The sequence below is a fragment of the Micromonospora auratinigra genome, assembly GCF_900089595.1.
GTDB lineage: Bacteria > Actinomycetota > Actinomycetes > Mycobacteriales > Micromonosporaceae > Micromonospora > Micromonospora auratinigra.
Genome location: NZ_LT594323.1, coordinates 450,014 through 470,433 on the forward strand (window position 1 = coordinate 450,014; position 20,420 = coordinate 470,433).

The window sequence follows — 20,420 nt, forward strand, 5'->3', positions numbered from 1 at the left end:
AGTGCGGATCGGCATCGTGTGCCCGTACTCCTTCGACGTCCCGGGCGGGGTGCAGAACCACGTCATGGACCTGGCCGAGGCGTTGCTCGGGCTCGGGCACGAGGTGAGCGTCCTGGCCCCGGCCGACGAGGACGCGCCGCTGCCGGCGTACGTGGTGTCGGCGGGGCGGGCGGTGCCGCTGCCGTACAACGGGTCGGTGGCCCGGATCGCCTTCGGCCCGGTCTCCACCGCCCGGGTGCGGCGCTGGATCACCCGGGGCGACTTCGACGTGCTGCACGTGCACGAGCCGCTGACCCCCAGCCTGTCGATGCTGGCGGTGCTCTGCGCGCGCGGGCCGGTGGTGGCGACCTTCCACACCGCGATGACCCGCTCCCGGGTGCTGTCGGCCGCGCAGGGGCTGCTGCAGATCCTGCTGGAGCGGATCACCGCCCGGATCGCGGTCAGCGCCCTGGCCCGCAAGGTGCAGGTCGAGCACATGGACGGCGGGGCGGTGGAGATCCCCAACGGGGTGGCGGTGGCGAAGTTCGCCGGGGTCGACCCGATGCCGGGCTGGCCGGGGGAGTGCGCGCCGGGCCGGGGCGGCACGGTCGGTTTCCTGGGCCGGTTCACCGAGTCGCGCAAGGGCTTCCCGATCCTGCGGGACGCCTTCGTGGCGCTCGCCCCGCACCGGCCCGGGCTGCGGCTGCTGGTGGCCGGTCCCGGTGACCCGGACGACCTGTACGGGCAGTTCCCGGCCGGGCTGCGGGAGCGGGTCACCTTCCTCGGTATGGTGCCCGAGGCGGACAAGGCCGCCATGTTGCGCAGCCTGCACCTGTACGTCGCGCCGAACACCGGCGGGGAGTCCTTCGGGATGATCCTCACCGAGGCGCTCGCCGCCGGCACCACCGTGGTCGCCAGCGACCTGGACGCGTTCCGCCGGGTGCTGGACGGCGGGCGGGCCGGCCGGCTCTTCCCGACCGGTGACGCGGTGGCGCTGCGGACCGCCCTGACCGAGCTGCTCGACGACGCCGACCGGCGGGCCGGGCTGAGCGCGGCCGGGGACCAGGTGGTGGCGAATTTCGACTGGCCCGTGGTTGCCCGCCGGGTTCTGGAGGTATACGCAGCGGCGATCGAGGCGACCGACGGCAGGGTGATGGACCGGGAGTGGGTCGAGCTGGCCTGACCGGGGTCGCCGGTGGGGCGGATGTGACGGGCGAGGCCGCCGAGGGCCGCGCGGACCGGGCCGGATGAGGAGCAGCACTACGATGCCGGGCATGTGGTGGGTGGTGGGCACGGCCCTGGTCGTCGGGCTCGTCGCGGCGTACCTGATCTGGACGGCCGGCCGGGTGGACCGGTTGCAGACCCGGGCCGAGTCGGCGGCCCGCGCGCTCGACGCGCACCTGCTGCGCCGCGCGGCCGCCGCCGCGGTGCTGGCCGAGCAGCGCTACGGCGTGGAGCTGTACGCGGCCGCCCGGATCGCCCTGGACGCCGCCCCGGACGAGCGGGAGGCGGCCGAGAACGACCTCACCCGCCAGCTGCGCGCGGTCGAGCTGGATCCCGCCGACGCGTCCTGCGAGGCGGTGATCGCGGCCAGCCGGCGACTGGCGCTGGCCCGTCAGGTGCACACCGACCTGGTCCGGGACGCCCGGACCGCCCGGGGCCGGCCGCTGGTGCGGCTGTTCCGGATGGGGCGCGGGCAGCAGTGGCCGCGCTACTTCGACATCGACGACCCCACCCTCACCGTGCCGGCGGACGTGACCACCGGCTGAGCCGGGTCCACCCCGGTGGGTGACGGCGGCCACAGAGCAGGCCACCGTGGGTCCGATTGGCTGTCGGAGCGGCGTCGAGCCGGTCGTAGCATCGGCCCCGAGCCCATCCCAGCAGGTCCAAGGAGCGATGACGCGTGTCCGAATCCACCTCCCCGAACACCCCCACCACCCCGGTCGTCGGTAGCGCCCGGGTCAAGCGGGGCATGGCCGAGATGCTCAAGGGCGGCGTGATCATGGATGTGGTCACCCCCGAGCAGGCCAAGATCGCCGAGGACGCCGGCGCGGTCGCCGTGATGGCGCTGGAGCGCGTCCCGGCCGACATCCGCGCCCAGGGCGGCGTGTCCCGGATGAGCGACCCGGACATGATCGACGGCATCATCAACGCGGTCTCCATCCCGGTCATGGCCAAGGCCCGGATCGGCCACTTCGTCGAGGCGCAGATCCTGCAGTCCCTCGGCGTCGACTACGTCGACGAGTCCGAGGTGCTCACCCCGGCCGACTACGCGAACCACATCGACAAGTGGGCGTTCACCGTCCCCTTCGTCTGCGGCGCGACCAACCTGGGCGAGGCGCTGCGCCGGATCACCGAGGGCGCCGCCATGATCCGCTCGAAGGGCGAGGCCGGCACCGGTGACGTCTCCAACGCCACCACCCACATGCGCAAGATCCGGCAGGAGATCCGCCGGCTGCAGTCCCTGCCGGCCGACGAGCTGTTCGTCGCCGCCAAGGAGCTCCAGGCGCCGTACGAGCTGGTCAAGGAGATCGCCGAGACCGGCAAGCTGCCGGTGGTGCTGTTCACCGCGGGCGGCATCGCCACCCCGGCCGACGCGGCGATGATGATGCAGCTCGGCGCCGAGGGCGTCTTCGTCGGCTCCGGCATCTTCAAGTCCGGCAACCCGGCCCAGCGGGCCGCCGCCATCGTCAAGGCCACCACCTTCCACGACGACCCGGACGTGCTGGCCAAGGTCTCCCGCGGCCTGGGCGAGGCGATGGTCGGCATCAACGTCGACGAGATCCCGCAGCCGCACCGGCTGGCCGAGCGCGGCTGGTGACGTGACGCGCGGGGCCCGGCGGGCCCCGCGCCACCTTCGGAGAGGAGTCGACGTGGCCACGCCCGTCATCGGGGTGCTCGCCCTGCAGGGGGACGTCCTGGAGCACGTCGCCGCGCTGGCCGCGGCCGGCGCGGACGCCCGTCCGGTGCGCCGCCCGGCCGAGCTGGACGCGGTCGACGGGCTGGTGATCCCGGGCGGCGAGTCCACCACCATCAGCAAGCTCGTGGACATCTTCGAGCTGCGTGAGCCGATCGACAAGCGGATCGCCGGCGGGATGCCGGTCTACGGCTCCTGCGCCGGCATGATCATGCTGGCCGCGGAGGTGCTCGACGGCCGCCCCGACCAGCGCGGCTTCCAGGGCATCGAGATGACCGTGCGGCGCAACGCGTTCGGCCGGCAGGTCGACTCGTTCGAGGCGCCGGTGCAGATCGCCGGGGTCGACGGCGAGCCGTTCCACGCCGTGTTCATCCGCGCCCCCTGGGTGGAGCGGGTCGGCGCGGGCGTCGAGGTGCTGGGCCGGGTCACCGGCGGCTCCGGCTCGCGGCCCGGCGTCCGAGGTGCCGAGCCGGCGTCGTCGCCCGGGCCGACCGCCGACCGGGTGGTCGCGGTCCGCCAGGGCAACCTGCTGGCCACCTCGTTCCACCCGGAGCTCACCGGCGACCACCGGCTGCACCGCTACTTCGTGGAGCTCGTCCGGGCCGCCTGAGCCGCTCCCACCGGCACCGGTCCGGGCGGATCCACGCCCGGACCGGTGCCGTGTGTGACACCGACCCGACCGACCTCGGTAGGATTGCCGCGGTTCGGCGGGGCTCACCGCCCGCCGTCGCCCCCGTCCGACCGACCGGCGGTCCCGGCATGGCGCGGGCGCGGACAGTCGACGCAGGCGTGGGTCAACAGACGGAGGTATGAGATGTCCGGCCACTCAAAGTGGGCGACCACCAAGCACAAGAAGGCCGTGATCGACGCCAAGCGCGGCAAGATGTTCGCCAAGCTGATCAAGAACGTCGAGGTCGCGGCCCGGACCGGCGGCGGTGACCCGGCCGGTAACCCGACCCTCTTCGACGCCATCCAGAAGGCGAAGAAGAACTCCGTCCCGAACGACAACATCGACCGGGCGGTCAAGCGCGGCTCCGGCCTGGAGGCCGGCGGCGCCGACTGGCAGACCATCATGTACGAGGGCTACGGCCCGAACGGTGTCGCGATGCTCATCGAGTGCCTCACCGACAACCGCAACCGCGCCGCCACCGAGGTGCGGACCGCGCTGACCCGCAACGGCGGCTCGCTGGCCGACGCCGGCTCGGTGTCGTACATGTTCTCCCGCAAGGGCGTGGTGATCGTGCCGAAGGCCGGCGCGAGCGAGGACGACGTGATGATGGCGGTCCTCGACGCCGGCGCCGAGGAGGTCAATGACCTCGGCGAGGCCTTCGAGGTGGTCTCCGAGCCGACCGACCTGATCGCGGTGCGCACCGCCCTGCAGGACGCCGGCATCGAGTACGAGTCGGCCGAGTCCTCCCTCATCCCCAGCGTCAACGTGCCGCTGGACGAGGAGGGCGCGCGCAAGGTCTTCAAGTTGATCGACGTCCTCGAGGACTGCGACGACGTGCAGAACGTGTACGCCAACTTCGACGTCTCCGACGAGGTTATGGAAGCCGTCGACGCCTGATGGGTGCGTAGTGGGCCGCGGCCGCCGACCGCCCGTGGGGCTGGTCGGCGGCCGCACCGTCCCGCGGTGTGACCTGCCCGACGGGAGCGGCCCGGTCCCGCGGTCTCGGGCAGGGGGGCGACGCCCCGCCCGGTGGGAGGCCGCCGCGACGTCGCCCGGTACCGGATCGCCGTACCGACCGGAGTGCCGTCCTGCTGCCGTCGGCCAGGACGGCCGTCGACGGGTGCCCGCCGTCCGGTTCCCCCCTCCGTGCCGGCCCTCGGCGTGTCGTGCCACCCGCAGCCCGACACGCGGCAAGCCGGCCGATGGCCCACGCCCTCGTCCGCAAGGGCGCCTCTGCTCCTTTACATGAGCCGTCCGCGACGGCTCCGGGAGCGCGACTTCGCCCGTCGTACCGTTCCGGCTCCGTACGACGCCCGGGTGAGCACCTGCGCGTGCTCACCCTTGGTAGGCGCGTCGGAGCAACGGCCTGATGAATGCCCTGATGGCTTGTCACGGACAGCAAGAGTCCGGTGAGGCATTGACACGGCACGTGTTCCATCCCTACCTTCAGGCAACTTTCAAACACGGGGGGAACGGCGTGGGACGTCGTATCGCGATGGGGTGTGCCCGAAGAACGCGCACGGATCCGGTGCGGACGTGCGGCCGTAGGCCGGCAACGTCGGCGCCCACCACCGGCACCCGCTCACCGGCTGGCCGTCGAGCACGGCACTGAGCCGACGGTCGGCGGCGAAGGCCCGGAGACCACTCGACCGGTACGTCTTCTCCGTCCACCACCTCGGTTGGCGCCGCGTTGCGCCGCGCCGACCGGCCACGGTCGATGTCGGCGCTCCGACCGGGCGATCCGCGCTGGGCGATCGATGCCCGTCGTGCAGGCCCGGGTCCGCTGTTCCCTGCGTCGCCGCTCGCGGCGTCCGGCAGCGGCGGGCGATGAACCGTGAGGTCCGCACCCACCACTCCGTCCGCGTCAGCCGGTCCGGCCGACGTCGGGCACCCCCGCATCGACGACAGGAGACTGGAGTGCAAGCTTCCCGTACCGGGCTCAGGGCCCGATGGCGGGCGATCGGCGGAGTACTGCTCGCGTCGACGCTGGCGGCGACGAGCGTTGCCGTCGTCCCGGCCACCGCCGGGGCCACCGGTCCGACAGCCGTGCCGAGTGACCCCGTGCCCGCCGCCCTCTCCGAGGAACAGGCGCTCACCTCGGCGAAGGCGATCGGCTCGCCGGTCGAGGTGACCAGCCTGCGCCGGGCGGACTCCCGGGTGATCGCCCAGCCGACGGGCAGCCTGGTGCTGGAGACCTACGCCTCCCCGCGGTGGACGAAGAAGGGCGGCGCCTGGCGCAACATCGACACCCGGCTGCAGAAGAACCCCGACGGCAGCGTGGCGCCCGTCGCCACCCTCGCCGACGTCAGCTTCTCGGCCGGCGGGACGACGCCGGCGGTGCGGCTGCCGGTGGGCGACGGTGAGCTGGCGCTCTCCTGGCCGGGTGCCCTGCCCGCGCCGAGGCTGGACGGTGACTCGGCCGTCTACGAGTCGGTGCTGCCCGGGGTCGACCTGCGGTTGCGTGCCGTGGCGGACGGCTTCACCTGGGTCCTTGTCGTCGCGTCGGCGCAGGCGGCGGCCAACCCCGCGCTCGACGAGGTGCGTCTGGGGCTGGCGACCACGGGTCCGGTGACCCGGCGACCCCGCACCGGTGGCGGCTTCGAGGTGGTGGACACCTCGGGGCGTACGGTCGCCTCGGCAGGTGGTGCCCTGATGTGGGACTCGTCCGGGCTGGCCCCGGCCGCTCCGGCGGCGAAGGGCAGCGCCCTGTCGACCTTCGCGGCCCGCGCCCGGCAGGAGGCGGTCCGCTCGGCCCCCGACCTGGCCCGCAAGGCGGAACTGTCCACTGCGGTGCAGGGTTCCGACCTGGTGATCCGCCCCGACCTGGCGTTGCTGCGTGGCAAGGACACCACCTACCCGGTGGTGATCGACCCCTGGACCACGATCGGCAAGACCCTGTGGGGCTACGCCAACTCCACCAACTCCACCCGCGACGACGGCATCCCGCGCGCGGGGGTGGACCCGTCGGGCGACGGCACCTTCCGGTCGTACTTCCGGTTCAACCTCTCCGGTCTGTCCGGCAAGACCATCCGGTCGGCCAAGTTCCTGACCGAGATGACCCACTCCTGGGCGTGCACCTCCACCCCGGTGAACCTGTGGCGCACCGCCGACCTGCCGGCCGCCGGTAAGCAGAGCTGGAGCGGGCCCGGCTTCCAGTTGTGGCTGGAGGAGCGCTCCGGCCACGCCCACAAGCCGTCCGGCGGCGCGGGCTGCGCGGACGACCCGCAGCCGGACATGCCGCTGGAGTTCTCCAGCACCAGCCTCAAGAACGACATCAGCAGCTTCCGCGGTGACACCAACTACACCCTCTCCCTGAGCACCCGCCAGTCCGACGGCAGCTCGGAGACCACCAGCACCTGGTGGAAGAAGTTCGATGCGGGCCAGACCAAGCTGTCGGTCGAGTACAACACCAACCCGAACACGCCGACCGCCGCCCAGCTGACCACCCACGGGAACTACACCGCGCCGGCTCAGGCGTGCGCGACCGGTACCTCTCGGCCGCTGGTCCGGGGGGACTTCCCGTACCTGAAGGCGACGTTGACCGATCCCGACGGCAGCAACGGAGGGTCGCTGTCGGGGACCTTCACCCTGCAGAAGCTGGTCAGCGGCGTCTGGTCCACGGTCAGCGGCTGGCCGAGGACCGACTCCGGCGTCGCGCCCGGCGCCAAGGCCGAGGTGTCGCTGCTCACCAAGACCGTTAGCGGCGACGTCTTCCGGTGGCAGGTGCAGACCAAGGACGGCCTCGGCGGCTCGTCGGATCCGTCGCAGTGGTGCGAGTTCTACGTGGACTATTCCCCGCCGGCCTTCACCCCCAAGGTGGCGTCGGCGGACGGCGTCTACCTGGAGTCCCCACCGCTGGGCACCAACCAGACCGAGCAGGGTTCGCCGGGCCTCACCGCGAAGTTCACCTTCTCGGCCAACGGCGCCACCGACGTGTACGACTACGTCTACCAGGTCAACGCCGGCCCGACGACGGTGGTGAAGGCGCCGACGTTGGGCGGCGCAGTCACCGTCGCCGTGACCCCCACGAAGAGAGGCCAGAGCGTGCTGACCGTGCGCAGCCGGGACCAGGCGGGCAACGCGTCGGCGCCCTACGACTACCCGTTCCTCGTGGCGGGCTACTCGGCCCCGACGGCGGTCTGGACGATGAACGAGGGGACCGGCACCACCGCCTCGACCACCCCCGCCGGCGGTCCACAGCTCACCCTGCACAACTTCAGCTGGTCCGACGGCTGGGTCAACGGCACGCACAAGACCCGGGGCCGGGATCGGGCGGTTGGCTTCGGCTTTGCCAAGGGTTGGGGCGACACCACGGTCGCGCCGCCGATCGACTCGTCGAAGAGCTTCAGCGTCGCGGCCTGGGTGAAGGTGCTGAGCAAGGACACATTCGGCTCGGTCGTCGCCGCCAGCGGCACCAACAACGGTGCCTGGCAGCTGCAACGGGACAAGGGCGGCAACTGGTACTTCCACACCTTCTCCGCCGACAGCCCGACCCACACCCGCACCTCGGTCGCCTCGAGTCAACTCGCGACGATCGACGCCTGGCAGCACGTCGCGGGCGTCTACGACGCCGGCGCCAAGGAGATCCGGATCTACGTCAACGGCGTGCTCTCCGGGAAGCAACCGCTGAACTCGCTCTGGAAGTCGACCGGGATCATGGAGATCGGTCGGGTGCACTACAACGGCACGGTGGGGAACTACCTCGAGGGTGAGATCGACGACGTCCGGCTCTGGGACCGGGTCGTCGATCCCGAGAACGACCTGGCCCCGTTGGTCGCCCCGGTCCTCGTCGGACAGTGGGAGATGGATGACACGGACGAACTGGCGCCCCGGCAGGTGTCCGACGAATCGGGCTTCGGCCGCCCGCTGACCCTGACCGACGCGCCGACGGCCGCCTTCTGTGCTAACGGCTACAACTTCTCCACCGGGTTGTGCCTCAACGGCACCACCGGGCAGGCGAAGACCAGCGGGCCGGTGCTGCGTACCGGCGGGTCGTGGACCGTCTCGGCCTGGGTCAATCCGGCCGCGTTCGGCACCTATGACACGGTGCTGGCCCAGTGCGGTGTCTGGCGGTGTGCCTTCTACCTCCAGCGCCAGTACAACGCCCCGGCGAGCTGGGCGATCGTCGTCCCCGACAACGACATGCCCACCGGAATCGTCTACACCGCGGCCAAGTGGGGCAACACTCCGGCGTTGAACACCTGGGTGCATCTCGCCGCCTCGTACGACGACTCCACCAGCACGCTGCGCCTCTACGTCAACGGGACGCTCGTCTCGACGAAGACCGGCGTTCCGCCCACCTGGGATTCGATCGGGTCCCTCTATGTCGGCTCGGCCGACATCGAGGACTACATGAACGGCGCGGTGGACCGGGTCCGGGTCTACCAGGGCGTTCTGAGCGATAAGGAGATCACTACCCTGGTCAGCCTGCCGTAGCCGGGGGCCCTGCTCCGGTCGGTGTCGACTACGACCGACCGGAGCGGGGCACCTCTCCGGAGTAGTGCGGTGGGGCCCGCGGTGCCGGCCCCACCGCGCGTCCGGCGTGCCACAGAGCCGGTTCGATCAGCGCGATGGTGTCGCCCCCCGGCGTCGGTCACCGTGGTGTCACGCGGCGGCCGGTCGACTCGCCGATGATGCGCGCCCCTGCGAACTCCGGCGGAAAGGCCTATGCGAACGATGACTCTCCGTTTGCGACAGCCGCGTTCGGCCTGATCGCGGGCGCAGTTGTCGATGACGCAAAGTCACCGACCGTCGGTTGATTGACACCACGCGTGGTTGGTCCCTACCTTCAGGCCACTTCATACACGGGGGAGGACGGCGTGAGACGTCGTTTCGTGTTGGCGCATGCCCGAAGTCGGGTGACCGCCGCCGTACTTGCATTGACACTGCTCGGGGGAGGACTCGCCGGTACGCCCGGCGCCGCCGCCACCCGAGGCTCCGCGCCGACCGTCACCGACACGGAGGCCGAGGCCGAAGCCATGGCGGCCGCCCAACGACTCGGGCGGCCGGTCGAGGTCAGGAACGCCAGGACCGAGTCCTCGCGGGTGCTCGCCACCCCGCAGGGGTCGCTGCTGCTGGAGTCGTACGCCGCGCCCCGCTGGACGAAGGGTGCCGACGGCGCGTGGCGGCAGATCGACACCACGCTGCGGTCCACGGCACACGGCATCGCTCCGGTCGCCGCGCTGGCCGACATCTCGTTCTCACCGGGCGGCGCGGCCCCCGCCGTGCGGCTGCCGGTGGGCGGCGGCGAGGTGACCCTCTCCTGGCCGGGTCCGCTGCCGGCGCCACGGCTGGAGGGCGACACCGCCGTCTACGAGTCCGTGCTGCCGGGCGTCGACCTGCGGATGCGTGCGCTGGCGGACGGCTTCGGCTGGGTTCTGGTGGTGAAGTCGGTCGAGGCGGCGGCCGACCCCGCCCTGGAGACGGTGCGGTTCGGCATCGTGACCGACGGGCTCACCCGGCGGGTGCGCGCCGGCGGCGGGTTCGAGGTGCTGGACGGGTCCGGCCGAGTGGTCCTCTCGGCCGGCAGCGCGCTCATGTGGGACTCGTCCGGGCTGACGTCCGGCCGATCGGCCAGGACCGAGGCGTTCGCCGCGCAGGAGCGGCGCGAGGCCGTACGGTCCGCGCCCGACCTCGCCCGCAAGGCCGAGCTGCCGGCCGGGCTGCGCGGCGACGAGCTGGTGATCCGTCCGGACCTGGCGCTGCTCCGCGGCGCCCGGACCGTCTACCCGGTCGTGATCGATCCGTGGACGACGCTCGGGAAGCTCCGGTGGGGCTATGCCGGTTCGACGAACGCGAGCCGGGACGACGGCGTGGCGCGGGTGGGAGACAGCCCGGACGGCTCGGGGATCTACCGGTCGTTCTTCGCGTTCAGCCTCTCTTCCCTGCGTGACAAGACGATCCGGTCGGCGAAGTTCCTGACCGAGATGACCCACTCGTGGTCGTGCGACTCGTCGACGGTGAACCTGTGGCGGACCGCCGATCTGACCACCGCGGGGCGGCAGAACTGGAGCGGGCCCGGTCTCCAGCTCTGGCTCGAGGAGCGCTCCGGGCACGCGCACAAGCCGTCCGGTGGCGCGGGCTGCACGAACGACCCGCAGCCGGACATGCCGATGGAGTTCTCCGGCGCCAACCTCAAGAACGATGTCACGTCGTTCCGGGGCGACAGCAACTACACCCTGGTGCTGACCACCCGCAGGTCCGATGGTTCGTCGGAAGCGACGGACAACCTGTGGAAGAAGTTCGACCCGGCGATGACCAAGCTGTCGATCGAGTACAACACGGACCCGTACACCGCGACGGCCTCCCAGTTGTCGACGTACGCGGGTTACACCGCGCCGGCGCAGGGGTGCGTCACCGGCTCCTTGCGGCCGGCGGTCCGGTCGGACTACCCGTGGTTGAAGGCGACGTTGACCGACCCGGACGGCAGCAACGGCGGTTCGCTGTCGGGCACGTTCAGCCTGCAGAAGCAGGTCAACGGTGTCTGGACGGCGGTGAGCGGGTGGCCGCGGACCGACTCCGGGGTGGCCCCCGGGGCGAAGGCCGAGGTGCAGCTGGTCACCAAGACCGTCAACGGTGAGATCTACCGGTGGCAGGTGCAGACCAGGGACACCCTGGGCGGATCGTCCGACTGGTCGACGTGGTGCGAGTTCTCCGTGGACTACTCGCCACCGGCCTACCGGCCGGCGGTCACCGCCGCCGACGGGCTCTACCTGGAATCGCCGCCGCGCGGCACCAACCAGGACGTGCACGGCTCACCCGGTTACTCCGGCCGGTTCACCTTCTCCGCGAACGGCGCCGGCGACGTCTACGACTACGTCTACCAGGTGCAGGGCGGCACCGAGATGGTGGCCAGGGCCCCCTCGCTCGGCGGCTCCGTCACCGTCTGGGTCACCCCCGACTCGATCGGCGAGAACGTGTTGACCGTCCGCAGCCGCGACCAGAGCGGGAACCGCTCCGAGCCGTACGAGTACGTCTTCCTCGTCGACACGGCGAGCGCGCCGAAGGCCGCCTGGTCGATGAACGAGGGCACCGGCACGACCCTCGCCGCCACGCTGGCCGGCGGCCCGAGCGCCACCCTCGCCAACGGGGCCGGCTGGCGTGAATCCCGGATCCTGGGCGTCCACAAGAACACCGGCAAGGACTGGGCGGTCGGGTTCGACGGCACCGACGACTTCGCGGAGACCACCGGTGCCGTTCTCGACACCTCCCGCAGCTTCACCGTGGCGGCCTGGGTACGCCTGGCCAGCACCGCGAAGTGGGCGGCGGTCGTCTGCCAGAACGGTGCGACGGCCAACGCGCCATTCGACCTTGAGTACGGCCCGGACACCGGCCAGTGGGCGTTCAACATGTACTCCAAGGACGGCTCTCCGACCACCGTCCGCGCCCGCTCCGCCGGCGTGGCGAAGGCCAACGTGTGGGTCCACCTGGCCGCGTCGTGGGACGCCGGTGACAAGAAGGCCCGGGTCTATGTCGACGGCAAGCTCTCCGGCACGGCGGATGTCGCCAGCTCGTGGATGCCGGCCGGCAACCCGAAGCTGCAGATCGGCCGGGAGCACTGGCTCGGCAGCTACTACAACTACTTCAACGGTGACATCGACGACGTACGCGTCTGGGACCGGGCGATCGACCCCGACCTCGACCTGGCGCCCCTGGCCCAGCCGACCCTGGTCGGTCAGTGGGAGATGGAGGACGTGGACGACGAGGCGCCCCGGCAGGTCTCGGACGAGTCCGGCTACCAGCGCCCCGCGACCCTGGCGGACACTGCCTCGACGGCCCCGTCCGGCCTGGCCACCTGGTGGGACCCCGCGGGCTACAACTACTCCACCGGCCTCGGCATGGACGGCAAGGCCGGCTTCGCGGAGACGGCCGCTCCGGTGCTGCGCACCGACCAGTCCTTCACCGTCTCCGCTTGGGTCCGGTACACCGGCGGCGATCCCGTGGCCCGTACCACGGTGGCGCAGGAGGGCAACGTCGTCTCCAACTTCATGCTCGGCTGCCGGATCGGCTCTCCCTCGGTCTGGGCAGTGATCATGGCACCGGCCGACTCGACGGCGGGGCCGAACGCCATGGCCAGCGGAAACACCTGTCAGCTGGACAGGTGGACGCACATCGCAGCCGTCCACGACGCGGCCGCCGGACGGGTCTCGCTCTACGTGGACGGCGCCTTCGTCAGCAGCGCGCCGGTCCAGGCGGCCTGGCAGGCGAACAGCGTCTTCAGCATCGGCCGTTCCAAGTGGTACACCAGCCCTCGCGACCTGGGGGCCGGCACCATCGACCGGGTGCGGGCCTGGCAGGGCGCACTCACCGCAGCCGACGTGGCGGCAGTCTTCGCCGAGGCGTGAGGCGGACCGGACTCCGCAGCCCCGTACCCACCCCCATCCGCCGGACGGATCCGGCCCGACTTCACCGACAGCGCTGGTCGCTGCCATGACCACCGGACGAGCTGCGCTCCTCCGGCCTGCTCAGGTACCCCTTTGTCCCCTGAATGAGAGGCCACCTTGCCACACTCCCCGACGACGAGGACCGCGCGATGGCGACTCGTCGGATCCGCATTCACCGTGACCACCCTGGCCGCCCTCAGTGCCCTCGCCGTACCTCAGGCGGTCGGCGCTGCCCCCGCTGCGACCCCGAGCAGCCCTGCTCCCGCTCAGCTCAGCGAGGCCGACGCCCTGGCCGCGGCGAAGCGGATGGGCACCCCGGTCGAGGCGACCAGCCTCAAGACCGAGAACTCCCGCGTTCTCGCCACCCCGCGGGGCGGGCTGGTGCTGGAGTCGTACGCGGTGCCGCGCTGGACCCGGGACCGCACCACCCAGGACTGGCGCCCCATCGACACCCGGCTGCAGAAGAACGCGGACGGTAGCGTCGCGCCGATCGCCACGCTGGCCGACCTGTCCTTCTCGGCAGGCGGCACCGCCCCGGCGGTGCGGCTGCCGGTGCCGGGTGGCGAGGTGTCGCTGTCCTGGCCGGGCACGCTGCCGGCGCCCCGGATCGACGGCGACTCGGCGGTGTACGAGTCGGTGCTGCCCGATGTGGACCTGCGGCTGCGGGCGTTGACCGACGGGTTCACCTGGGTCCTCGTCGTGAAGTCCGCCCAGGCGGCGGCGAACCCGGCGCTGGACGAGCTGCGGTTCGGCCTGGGCACGAGCGGCGCGGTGACCAGGCGGGCCCGGGCCGGTGGTGGCTTCGAGGTCGTCGACGGCACCGGCACGCCGGTGGCCACCGCCGGTAGCGCCCTGATGTGGGACTCGTCCGGCCTCACCACGCCGAGCGTGGCGGCCCGGAGCCGAGCGCTCACCGCCTTCGCCGACCAGGCGAAGCACGACGTGGTCCGGGGCGCGCCGGACCTGGCCCGCAAGGCGGAGCTGTCCACCGCGGTGCGCGGCGACGACCTGGTGATCCGCCCGGACCTGGCGCTGCTGCGCGGCAGCGACACCAGCTACCCGGTGGTCATCGACCCCTGGACCACGATCAACAAGCTGCGGTGGGGCTACACCAACTCCACCAACTCGACGCGGGACGACGGCATCCCGCGCGCCGGCCTCGACCCGTCGGGGGACGGCGTCTTCCGGTCGTACTTCTCCTTCAGCCTGACCAGCCTCTCGGGCAAGACGATCCGGTCGGCGAAGTTCCTGACCGAGATGACGCACTCCTGGGCGTGCACCTCGACGCCGGTCAACCTGTGGCGCACCGCCGACCTGACCACGACCGGCAAGCAGGCGTGGGGTGGGCCGAGCCTCCAGCTCTGGCTGGAGGAACGCTCCGGGCACGCGCACAAGCCGTCCACCGGGGCGGGCTGCTCGGACGACCCGCAGCCGGACATGCCGATGGAGTTCTCCAGCGCCAACCTGAAGACCGACATCACCAACAACCGTGGACAGAGCATCTACACCCTCGGCCTGCTCACCCGGCAGTCGGACGGCAGCTCCGAGTCGACCAGCAGCTGGTGGAAGAAGTTCGACGCGTCGCTGACGAAGCTGTCGATCGAGTACAACACCAACCCCAACACCCCGACCGCCGCGCAGCTGACGACGCACGCGAACTACACCTCGGCCGCGCAGGCGTGTGTGACCGGTACGTCCCGGCCGATGGTCCGGTCGGACTACCCGTGGTTCAAGGCGACGCTGACCGACCCGGACGGCAGCAACGGTGGTTCGCTGTCCGGCACGTTCAGCCTGCAGAAGCTGGTCAGTGGGGCGTGGACCACGGTGTCCGGCTGGCCGAAGACCGACTCGGGTGTCGCGCCCGGCGCGAAGGCGGAGGTGCAGCTCACCACCAAGACCACCAACGGGGACACCTACCGCTGGCAGGTGCAGACCAAGGACACCCTCGGCGGCGCCTCGCTGGCGTCCCCGTGGTGCGAGTTCTACGTCGACTACTCGGCGCCCGCCGCGACGCCGAAGGTCACCCCGGCCGACGGGCTCTACCTGGAGTCCCCGCCGTTGGGCACCAACCAGGACGTGCACGGCTCGATCGGCTACTCCGGCAAGTTCACCCTCTCCGCCAACGGCGCCGCCGACGTGTACGACTACGTCTACCAGCTCGACGGTGGTCCGCAGCTGACGGTGAAGGCGGCCACGCTGGGCGGCTCGGCGACCGTCTGGGTGACCCCGAACTCGATCGGTGAGAACGTCCTGACCGTGCGCTCCCGGGACCAGGCGGGCAACGCCACGGAGCCGTACGACTACGTGTTCCTCGTCGACGGCGCCTCGGCCCCGAAGGCGCACTGGGCGATCGACGAGGGTAGCGGCACCACCTTCACCAACAAGATCGCAGGCGGTCCGTCGGCGACCCTGACCGGCGGTGGCACCTGGGCCGACTCGCGGGTGCTCGGCACCCATAAGACCAACGGCAAGGACTGGGCGGTCAAGTTCAGCGGCAGCGACAACCGGGCCACCACCGCCACGTCGGTGGTCGACACCACGCGCAGCTTCTCCGTCTCGGCCTGGGTGCGCGCCGACGCCACCCCGAACGGGGTGGTGGTGTCCCAGCCGGGCACCAACAAGAGCCCGTTCGAGCTGCAGTACTACGCGTCCAAGGGCCAGTGGTGCTTCACCAGCTACGCCTCCGACGTGGTGAACGGCACGGTGACCAGCACGCCGGCCTGCTCCACCGACCCCGTCCAGGTCGGTGTCTGGACCCACCTCACCGGCGTGTACGACGCGGGGGCGGCCAGCAAGCTGAGCATCTACGTCAACGGGGTCCGCAAGGGCGTCGGGAACACCTCCGTCGCCATGTGGGCCTCCACCGGCCCGATGATCATCGCCGGTGCCAAGAACGGCACCTACACCGGTCACTTCAACGGCGCGATCAGCGAGGTGCGGGTCTGGGACCGGGTGGTCGACCCCGACCTCGACCTGCAGCCGATCGTCGAGCCGGTCCTCGTCGGTGGCTGGGACATGGAGGACTTCAACTACGACCTGCGGCAGGAGGGGGACATCTCCAAGTACCAGCGGCCGCTGACCCTGAGCGCGGCGGGTTCGGTCGACTGGGCCGACGGCTACGACTCCGCCGGCCTGCACTTCGACGGCGTCTCCGGCTCCGCCCAGACCAGCGCGCCGGTGCTGCGCACCGACCAGTCGTACACGGTCTCGGCGTGGGTGCGCTGGAACGGCGGCACGGGTGCCCGGACCGTCCTCGCCCAGGACGGGACGAGCGCCTCCGGGTTCTACGTCGCCTGCCGTAACGACGCCAACGGCATCAAGTGGTCGATCATGACCCGGTCCTCCGACTCGACCTCCAGCTCGGGCCGGTACGCCGTGGGCGGCACCTGCGCGATGAACACCTGGGTGCACCTCACCGCCGTGCACGACGTGGTGGCGGGGGAGATCAGCCTCTACATCAACGGCGCGTTCTCGGCGAAGAGCATCAACCCGGCCCCGTGGCAGGCCAACGGAGCGCTCACGGTGGGGCGCGGCAAGTGGAGCGGTGTCGCGACGGACTGGTTCAACGGTGACATCGACCGGGTCCGGATCTGGCAGGGCGCGCTGAGCGGCCCGGAGATCCAGGCGGTCTTCGCGGGCGCCTGAGCCGGTCACCGATGGTCGTCGGGACGGGTAGCCAGGTGGCCCGTCCCGACGACCTCCCCGACACCGGCCCGCGCCCTGATCCCACCTCGTTACATCCGGCTCGGCTCCTACCGGACCGACGCCGGCGGCGGAGCCCCCCACCGCACACACGAACTTCCGAACAACCCGGCCGGACGCACTCGCACCGGATCGGGCTTCTCTCGACCCCAGGACCGGAGGTCCGCATGCGTCGTCCCCGTCTCCGTGCACCCGCCGGACGGCTCACCGTGGCGCTCACCGCAGCCGCGCTCGCCGCCGCCGGTGTGCTGGCCGCCCCCGCTGCCGCCGCCCCCGCCCCGGCGTTGACCGCCGCCCCGGGTGCCGACGGTCTCGGCGAGACCGACGCCCTTGCCGCAGCCGACCGGCTGGGCAGGCCGGTGGAGGCCACGCGGTTGAAGACCGAACGCAGCCGGGTGCTGGCGACGCCGCGCGGCACGCTGGTCCTGGAGACGTACGCGTCTCCCCGCTGGACCAGGAAGCAGGACGGGTGGCGGCAGATCGACCCGACCCTGCGGAGAAACGCCGACGGCTCGGTCGAACCGGCCGCCACGCTGGCGGACGTGTCCTTCTCCGGCGGCGGCAGCGCCCCGGCGGTACGTCTGCCGGTCACCGGGGGTGAGGTGTCACTGACCTGGCCGGGGGTGCTTCCGAGGCCGCGGCTGGAGGGCGACTCGGCGATCTACGAGTCGGTACTGCCGGGCGTGGACCTGCGGCTGCGGGCGTTGAGCGACGGCTTCACCTGGGTGCTGGTCGTGACGTCCGCGGAGGCCGCGGCAAACCCCGAGCTCGACGAGCTGCGGTTCGGCCTGCACACCGCCGGCACGGTCACCCGACGGGCCCGGGCGGCGGGCGGCTTCGAGGTGGTGGACGGTGCCGGCCGTACCCTCGCCTCGGCCGGCAGCGCCCTGATGTGGGACTCCTCGGGGCTGCCCGCGCCGACGGCCGGCAGCCGCGCGTCCGGTGCCGAGGAGCGAACTCAGGTCGTGCGATCCGCACCCGATCGGGCCCGCAAGGCGGAGCTGTCGACCACGCTACGCGGCGACGACCTGGTGATCCGACCGGATCCGCAACTGCTGCGCGGTGCGCACACCAGCTACCCGGTGGTGATCGACCCGTGGACGACGATCGGCAAGACCAACTGGGGGTATGCCAGCTCGCAGAACGTCACCCGGGACGACGGGGTCGCGCGGGTGGGACTCGACCCCTCCGGCGGCGGCACGTTCCGGTCGTACTTCCGGTTCAGCCTCTCCACGCTGGCGACGAAGACGGTCCGGTCGGCGAAGTTCCTCACCGAGATGACCCACTCCTGGGCCTGCACCTCGACGCCGGTCAACCTGTGGCGCACCGCCGACCTGCCGGCCTCCGGGAAGCAGACGTGGAGCGGCCCGGCCTTCCAGCTGTGGTTGGAGGAAAGGTCCGGCCACGCGCACAAGCCCTCGACCGGATCGACCTGCTCGGACGATCCCCAGCCGGACAAGCCGCTGGAGTTCTCCAGCGACAACCTCGGGACCGACGTCCGCAACAACCGCGGTGACGGCAACTACACGCTCGTGCTCTCCAACCGGCAGGCCGACGGCACCTCCGAGTCGACCAGCACCTGGTGGAAGAAGTTCGACCCTGCGCTGACGAAGCTCTCGGTGGAGTACAACACCCCGCCGAACACGTCCACGGCGGCGCAGCTCGCCACCCACGCGGACTACACCGCACCGGCGCAGGCCTGTGTCACCGGCTCGTCCGCCCCGGCGGTCCGCTCCGACACCCCGTGGCTGAAGGCCACCCTGACCGATCCGGACGGCAGCAACGGCGGCACGCTGGCCGGCACCTTCGCGCTGGAGAAGATGCAGCTCATTCCGCAGGAGAACGGGACGAAGCCCGCCATCATGGGCTTCGTGCCGGTGACCGGCTGGCCGAAGACGGTCTCCGGGGTCGCCCCCGGCGCGAAGGCCGAACTGCGCTTCCCGACCGCCGTCACCGGCGGCCGGTTCCGGTGGCAGGTGCAGACCACGGACACGCTCGGCGGCGCGTCCGACTGGTCGACCTGGTGCGAGTTCATCGTGGACAACACCGCCCCCGCCACGAGGCCCGCGGTGAGCAGCGCCGACGGCCTCTACCTGGAGTCGCCGGCCAACCAGAACATGCAGGGTTCGCCCGGCTACAGCGGCCGGTTCGCCTTCGCCGCCAACGGCTCCTCCGACGTGTACGACTACAGCTACCAGATCAACGGCGGCCCGGTCGCCTACGCCAGGGCCGACACGTCGGGCTCCGCCATGGTCTGGGTCACCCCGAACCGCATCGGAGAGAATGTGCTCTCCGTCCGCAGCCGTGACCAGGCCGGCAACTCCTCCGAGGCGAAGGACTACCTCTTCCTGGTCGACAACCACTCGCCGCTGAAGTCGCACTGGGCGATGGACGACGGCGGGGTCAGCACGACTCTCGCCAACGCGGTCGCCGGCGCCCCCGTCGCGAATCTCGTGAACGGCCCGGTCTGGCAGGACGGCCGGATCCTCGGCACGCACCGGATCAAGGGCAAGGACCAGGCGGTCAAGTTCGACGGCGTCGACGACTACGCCCTGGCGACCGGGGTGGGGCTCGACACCAGCCGCAGCTACTCGGTGGCGGCCTGGGTCCGGCCGGACGCCGACGGCCTGATGATGATCGCCGGGGCGACCGGGGCGCGCAACGACTCGTTCATGCTCCGCAAGTACAGCGACAACCGGTGGGTCTTCACGGTGCTCGAACAGGACTCGGACACCACCGCCTACACCCACGCCTTCGGGCCGGCCGCCGTGAAGGGCCAGTGGACCCTGGTCGCCGGCAGCTACGACCAGGCCGACGGGAAGATGCGGCTCTACGTCAACGGCAAGGAGGTCAGCTCCGCGACCGTCCCCCGGACCTTCAACGCGGGTCTGGTCACGCTGGGCCGGGAGCGCTGGGCGGGTGCCCCTCTCGGGCACTGGAACGGCGCGATCGGTGAGGTCCGACTCTGGGACCGGGTGCTCGACGTGGACAAGGACCTTCAGCCGCTGATGAAGCCGGTGTCGACGGCCGAATGGGACATGAGCGACTTCGACGCCGATCACCGCCTGGAGAACGACCTGTCGGACTACCGGCACTCACTGGCGCTGACCGCTTCGCCGACGGCCGACCCGACCACCGACGGCTACGACTTCGGTGACGGGCTGGTCATCAACGGTGCGCCCGGTTCCGCCGACACCGATGGTCCGGTGCTGCGGACCGACCAGTCCTTCACCGCGTCGGCCTGGGTCAGGCTGACCACGTACGGGGATCAGACCGTGGTCGCACAGGACGGCAGCGGGCGGTCCGCCTTCTACCTGATGCTCGACGGCGCATCGAGCAGATGGTGCATCACGATGCCCACCGTTGACGTCGGCACGACCAACTGGCAGTGGGTGATGTCGACGAGCACTGCCCAGCTCAACACCTGGACACACATCGCCGCCGTGTACGACTCGACGAGCCGTGAGCTGCGGCTCTACGTCAACGGTCAGCGTCAGGGTGTGCGCCCCGACACCGTCGGCTGGCAGGCCTCGTCCGCTCTGCGGGTGGGTCGGTCGCTGGTCGGCTACCACCTCGACGGCGGCACGGTCGACCAGGTCCAGCTCTGGCAGGGCGCCCTCAGCGACGCGGAGGTCGCCGCCGAGGCCTCGGCCTGACCGGTCCCGGGGGCACCGCTCGCCGGTGCCCCCGGGAAACCCGTGTCCCCGCCGGTCCGAGTCCCGGCCCAGGTCGTCGGCGTGCGCCCAGCGGTGGCACGTCCCGACGACCT

The 20,420-nt window shown here is 71.5% G+C and carries 9 protein-coding genes; all 9 read left to right on the forward strand.

Annotation, left to right across the window (positions count from 1 at the left end; genetic code table 11):
• Position 1: 1 nt before the first annotated feature.
• The 9 genes from GA0070611_RS02170 to GA0070611_RS02210 all read left to right on the forward strand — a co-directional run bounded on the left by GA0070611_RS02170 (position 2) and on the right by GA0070611_RS02210 (position 20,307).
• Positions 2–1,162 carry a glycosyltransferase family 4 protein gene (locus GA0070611_RS02170; protein WP_091656401.1) on the forward strand — a complete coding sequence of 387 codons (1,161 nt, stop codon included), beginning with the start codon at positions 2–4 and terminating at the stop codon, positions 1,160–1,162.
• An 82-nt stretch (positions 1,163–1,244) separates the two neighbouring features.
• A complete protein-coding gene (locus GA0070611_RS02175; protein ID WP_091656406.1) occupies positions 1,245–1,748 on the forward strand; it encodes a hypothetical protein in 504 nt (167 codons plus the stop codon).
• 134 nt (positions 1,749–1,882) lie between these two features.
• Entirely contained in the window at positions 1,883–2,800 is a 918-nt protein-coding gene (gene pdxS / locus GA0070611_RS02180) for a pyridoxal 5'-phosphate synthase lyase subunit PdxS (protein ID WP_091656410.1), read from the forward strand.
• A 52-nt stretch (positions 2,801–2,852) separates the two neighbouring features.
• A complete protein-coding gene (gene pdxT / locus GA0070611_RS02185; RefSeq protein WP_091656414.1) occupies positions 2,853–3,506 on the forward strand; it encodes a pyridoxal 5'-phosphate synthase glutaminase subunit PdxT in 654 nt (217 codons plus the stop codon).
• Between the two features lie 204 nt (positions 3,507–3,710).
• Complete coding sequence (locus GA0070611_RS02190) at positions 3,711–4,463, forward strand: YebC/PmpR family DNA-binding transcriptional regulator (protein ID WP_091656418.1); 753 nt, start codon at positions 3,711–3,713, stop codon at positions 4,461–4,463.
• Positions 4,464–5,612: 1,149 nt separating this feature from the next.
• Entirely contained in the window at positions 5,613–9,002 is a 3,390-nt protein-coding gene (locus tag GA0070611_RS02195) for a LamG domain-containing protein (RefSeq protein WP_157740162.1), read from the forward strand.
• A gap of 383 nt (positions 9,003–9,385) precedes the next feature.
• Positions 9,386–12,910: a LamG domain-containing protein gene (locus tag GA0070611_RS02200; protein WP_157740163.1), complete on the forward strand. Its 3,525-nt coding sequence runs from the start codon at positions 9,386–9,388 to the stop codon at positions 12,908–12,910.
• 216 nt (positions 12,911–13,126) lie between these two features.
• Positions 13,127–16,594: a LamG domain-containing protein gene (locus tag GA0070611_RS02205; RefSeq protein WP_157740164.1), complete on the forward strand. Its 3,468-nt coding sequence runs from the start codon at positions 13,127–13,129 to the stop codon at positions 16,592–16,594.
• 224 nt (positions 16,595–16,818) lie between these two features.
• Complete coding sequence (locus tag GA0070611_RS02210; protein WP_157740165.1) at positions 16,819–20,307, forward strand: LamG domain-containing protein; 3,489 nt, start codon at positions 16,819–16,821, stop codon at positions 20,305–20,307.
• The last annotated feature ends 113 nt before the right edge of the window (positions 20,308–20,420 follow it).

Coding starts and splice junctions, on each gene's coding strand:
- GA0070611_RS02210 (WP_157740165.1), top strand. CDS start 16,819: ATGCGTCGTCCCCGTCTCCGTGCACCCGCCGGACGGCTCACCGTGGCG.
- GA0070611_RS02190 (WP_091656418.1), top strand. CDS start 3,711: ATGTCCGGCCACTCAAAGTGGGCGACCACCAAGCACAAGAAGGCCGTG.
- GA0070611_RS02175 (WP_091656406.1), top strand. CDS start 1,245: ATGCCGGGCATGTGGTGGGTGGTGGGCACGGCCCTGGTCGTCGGGCTC.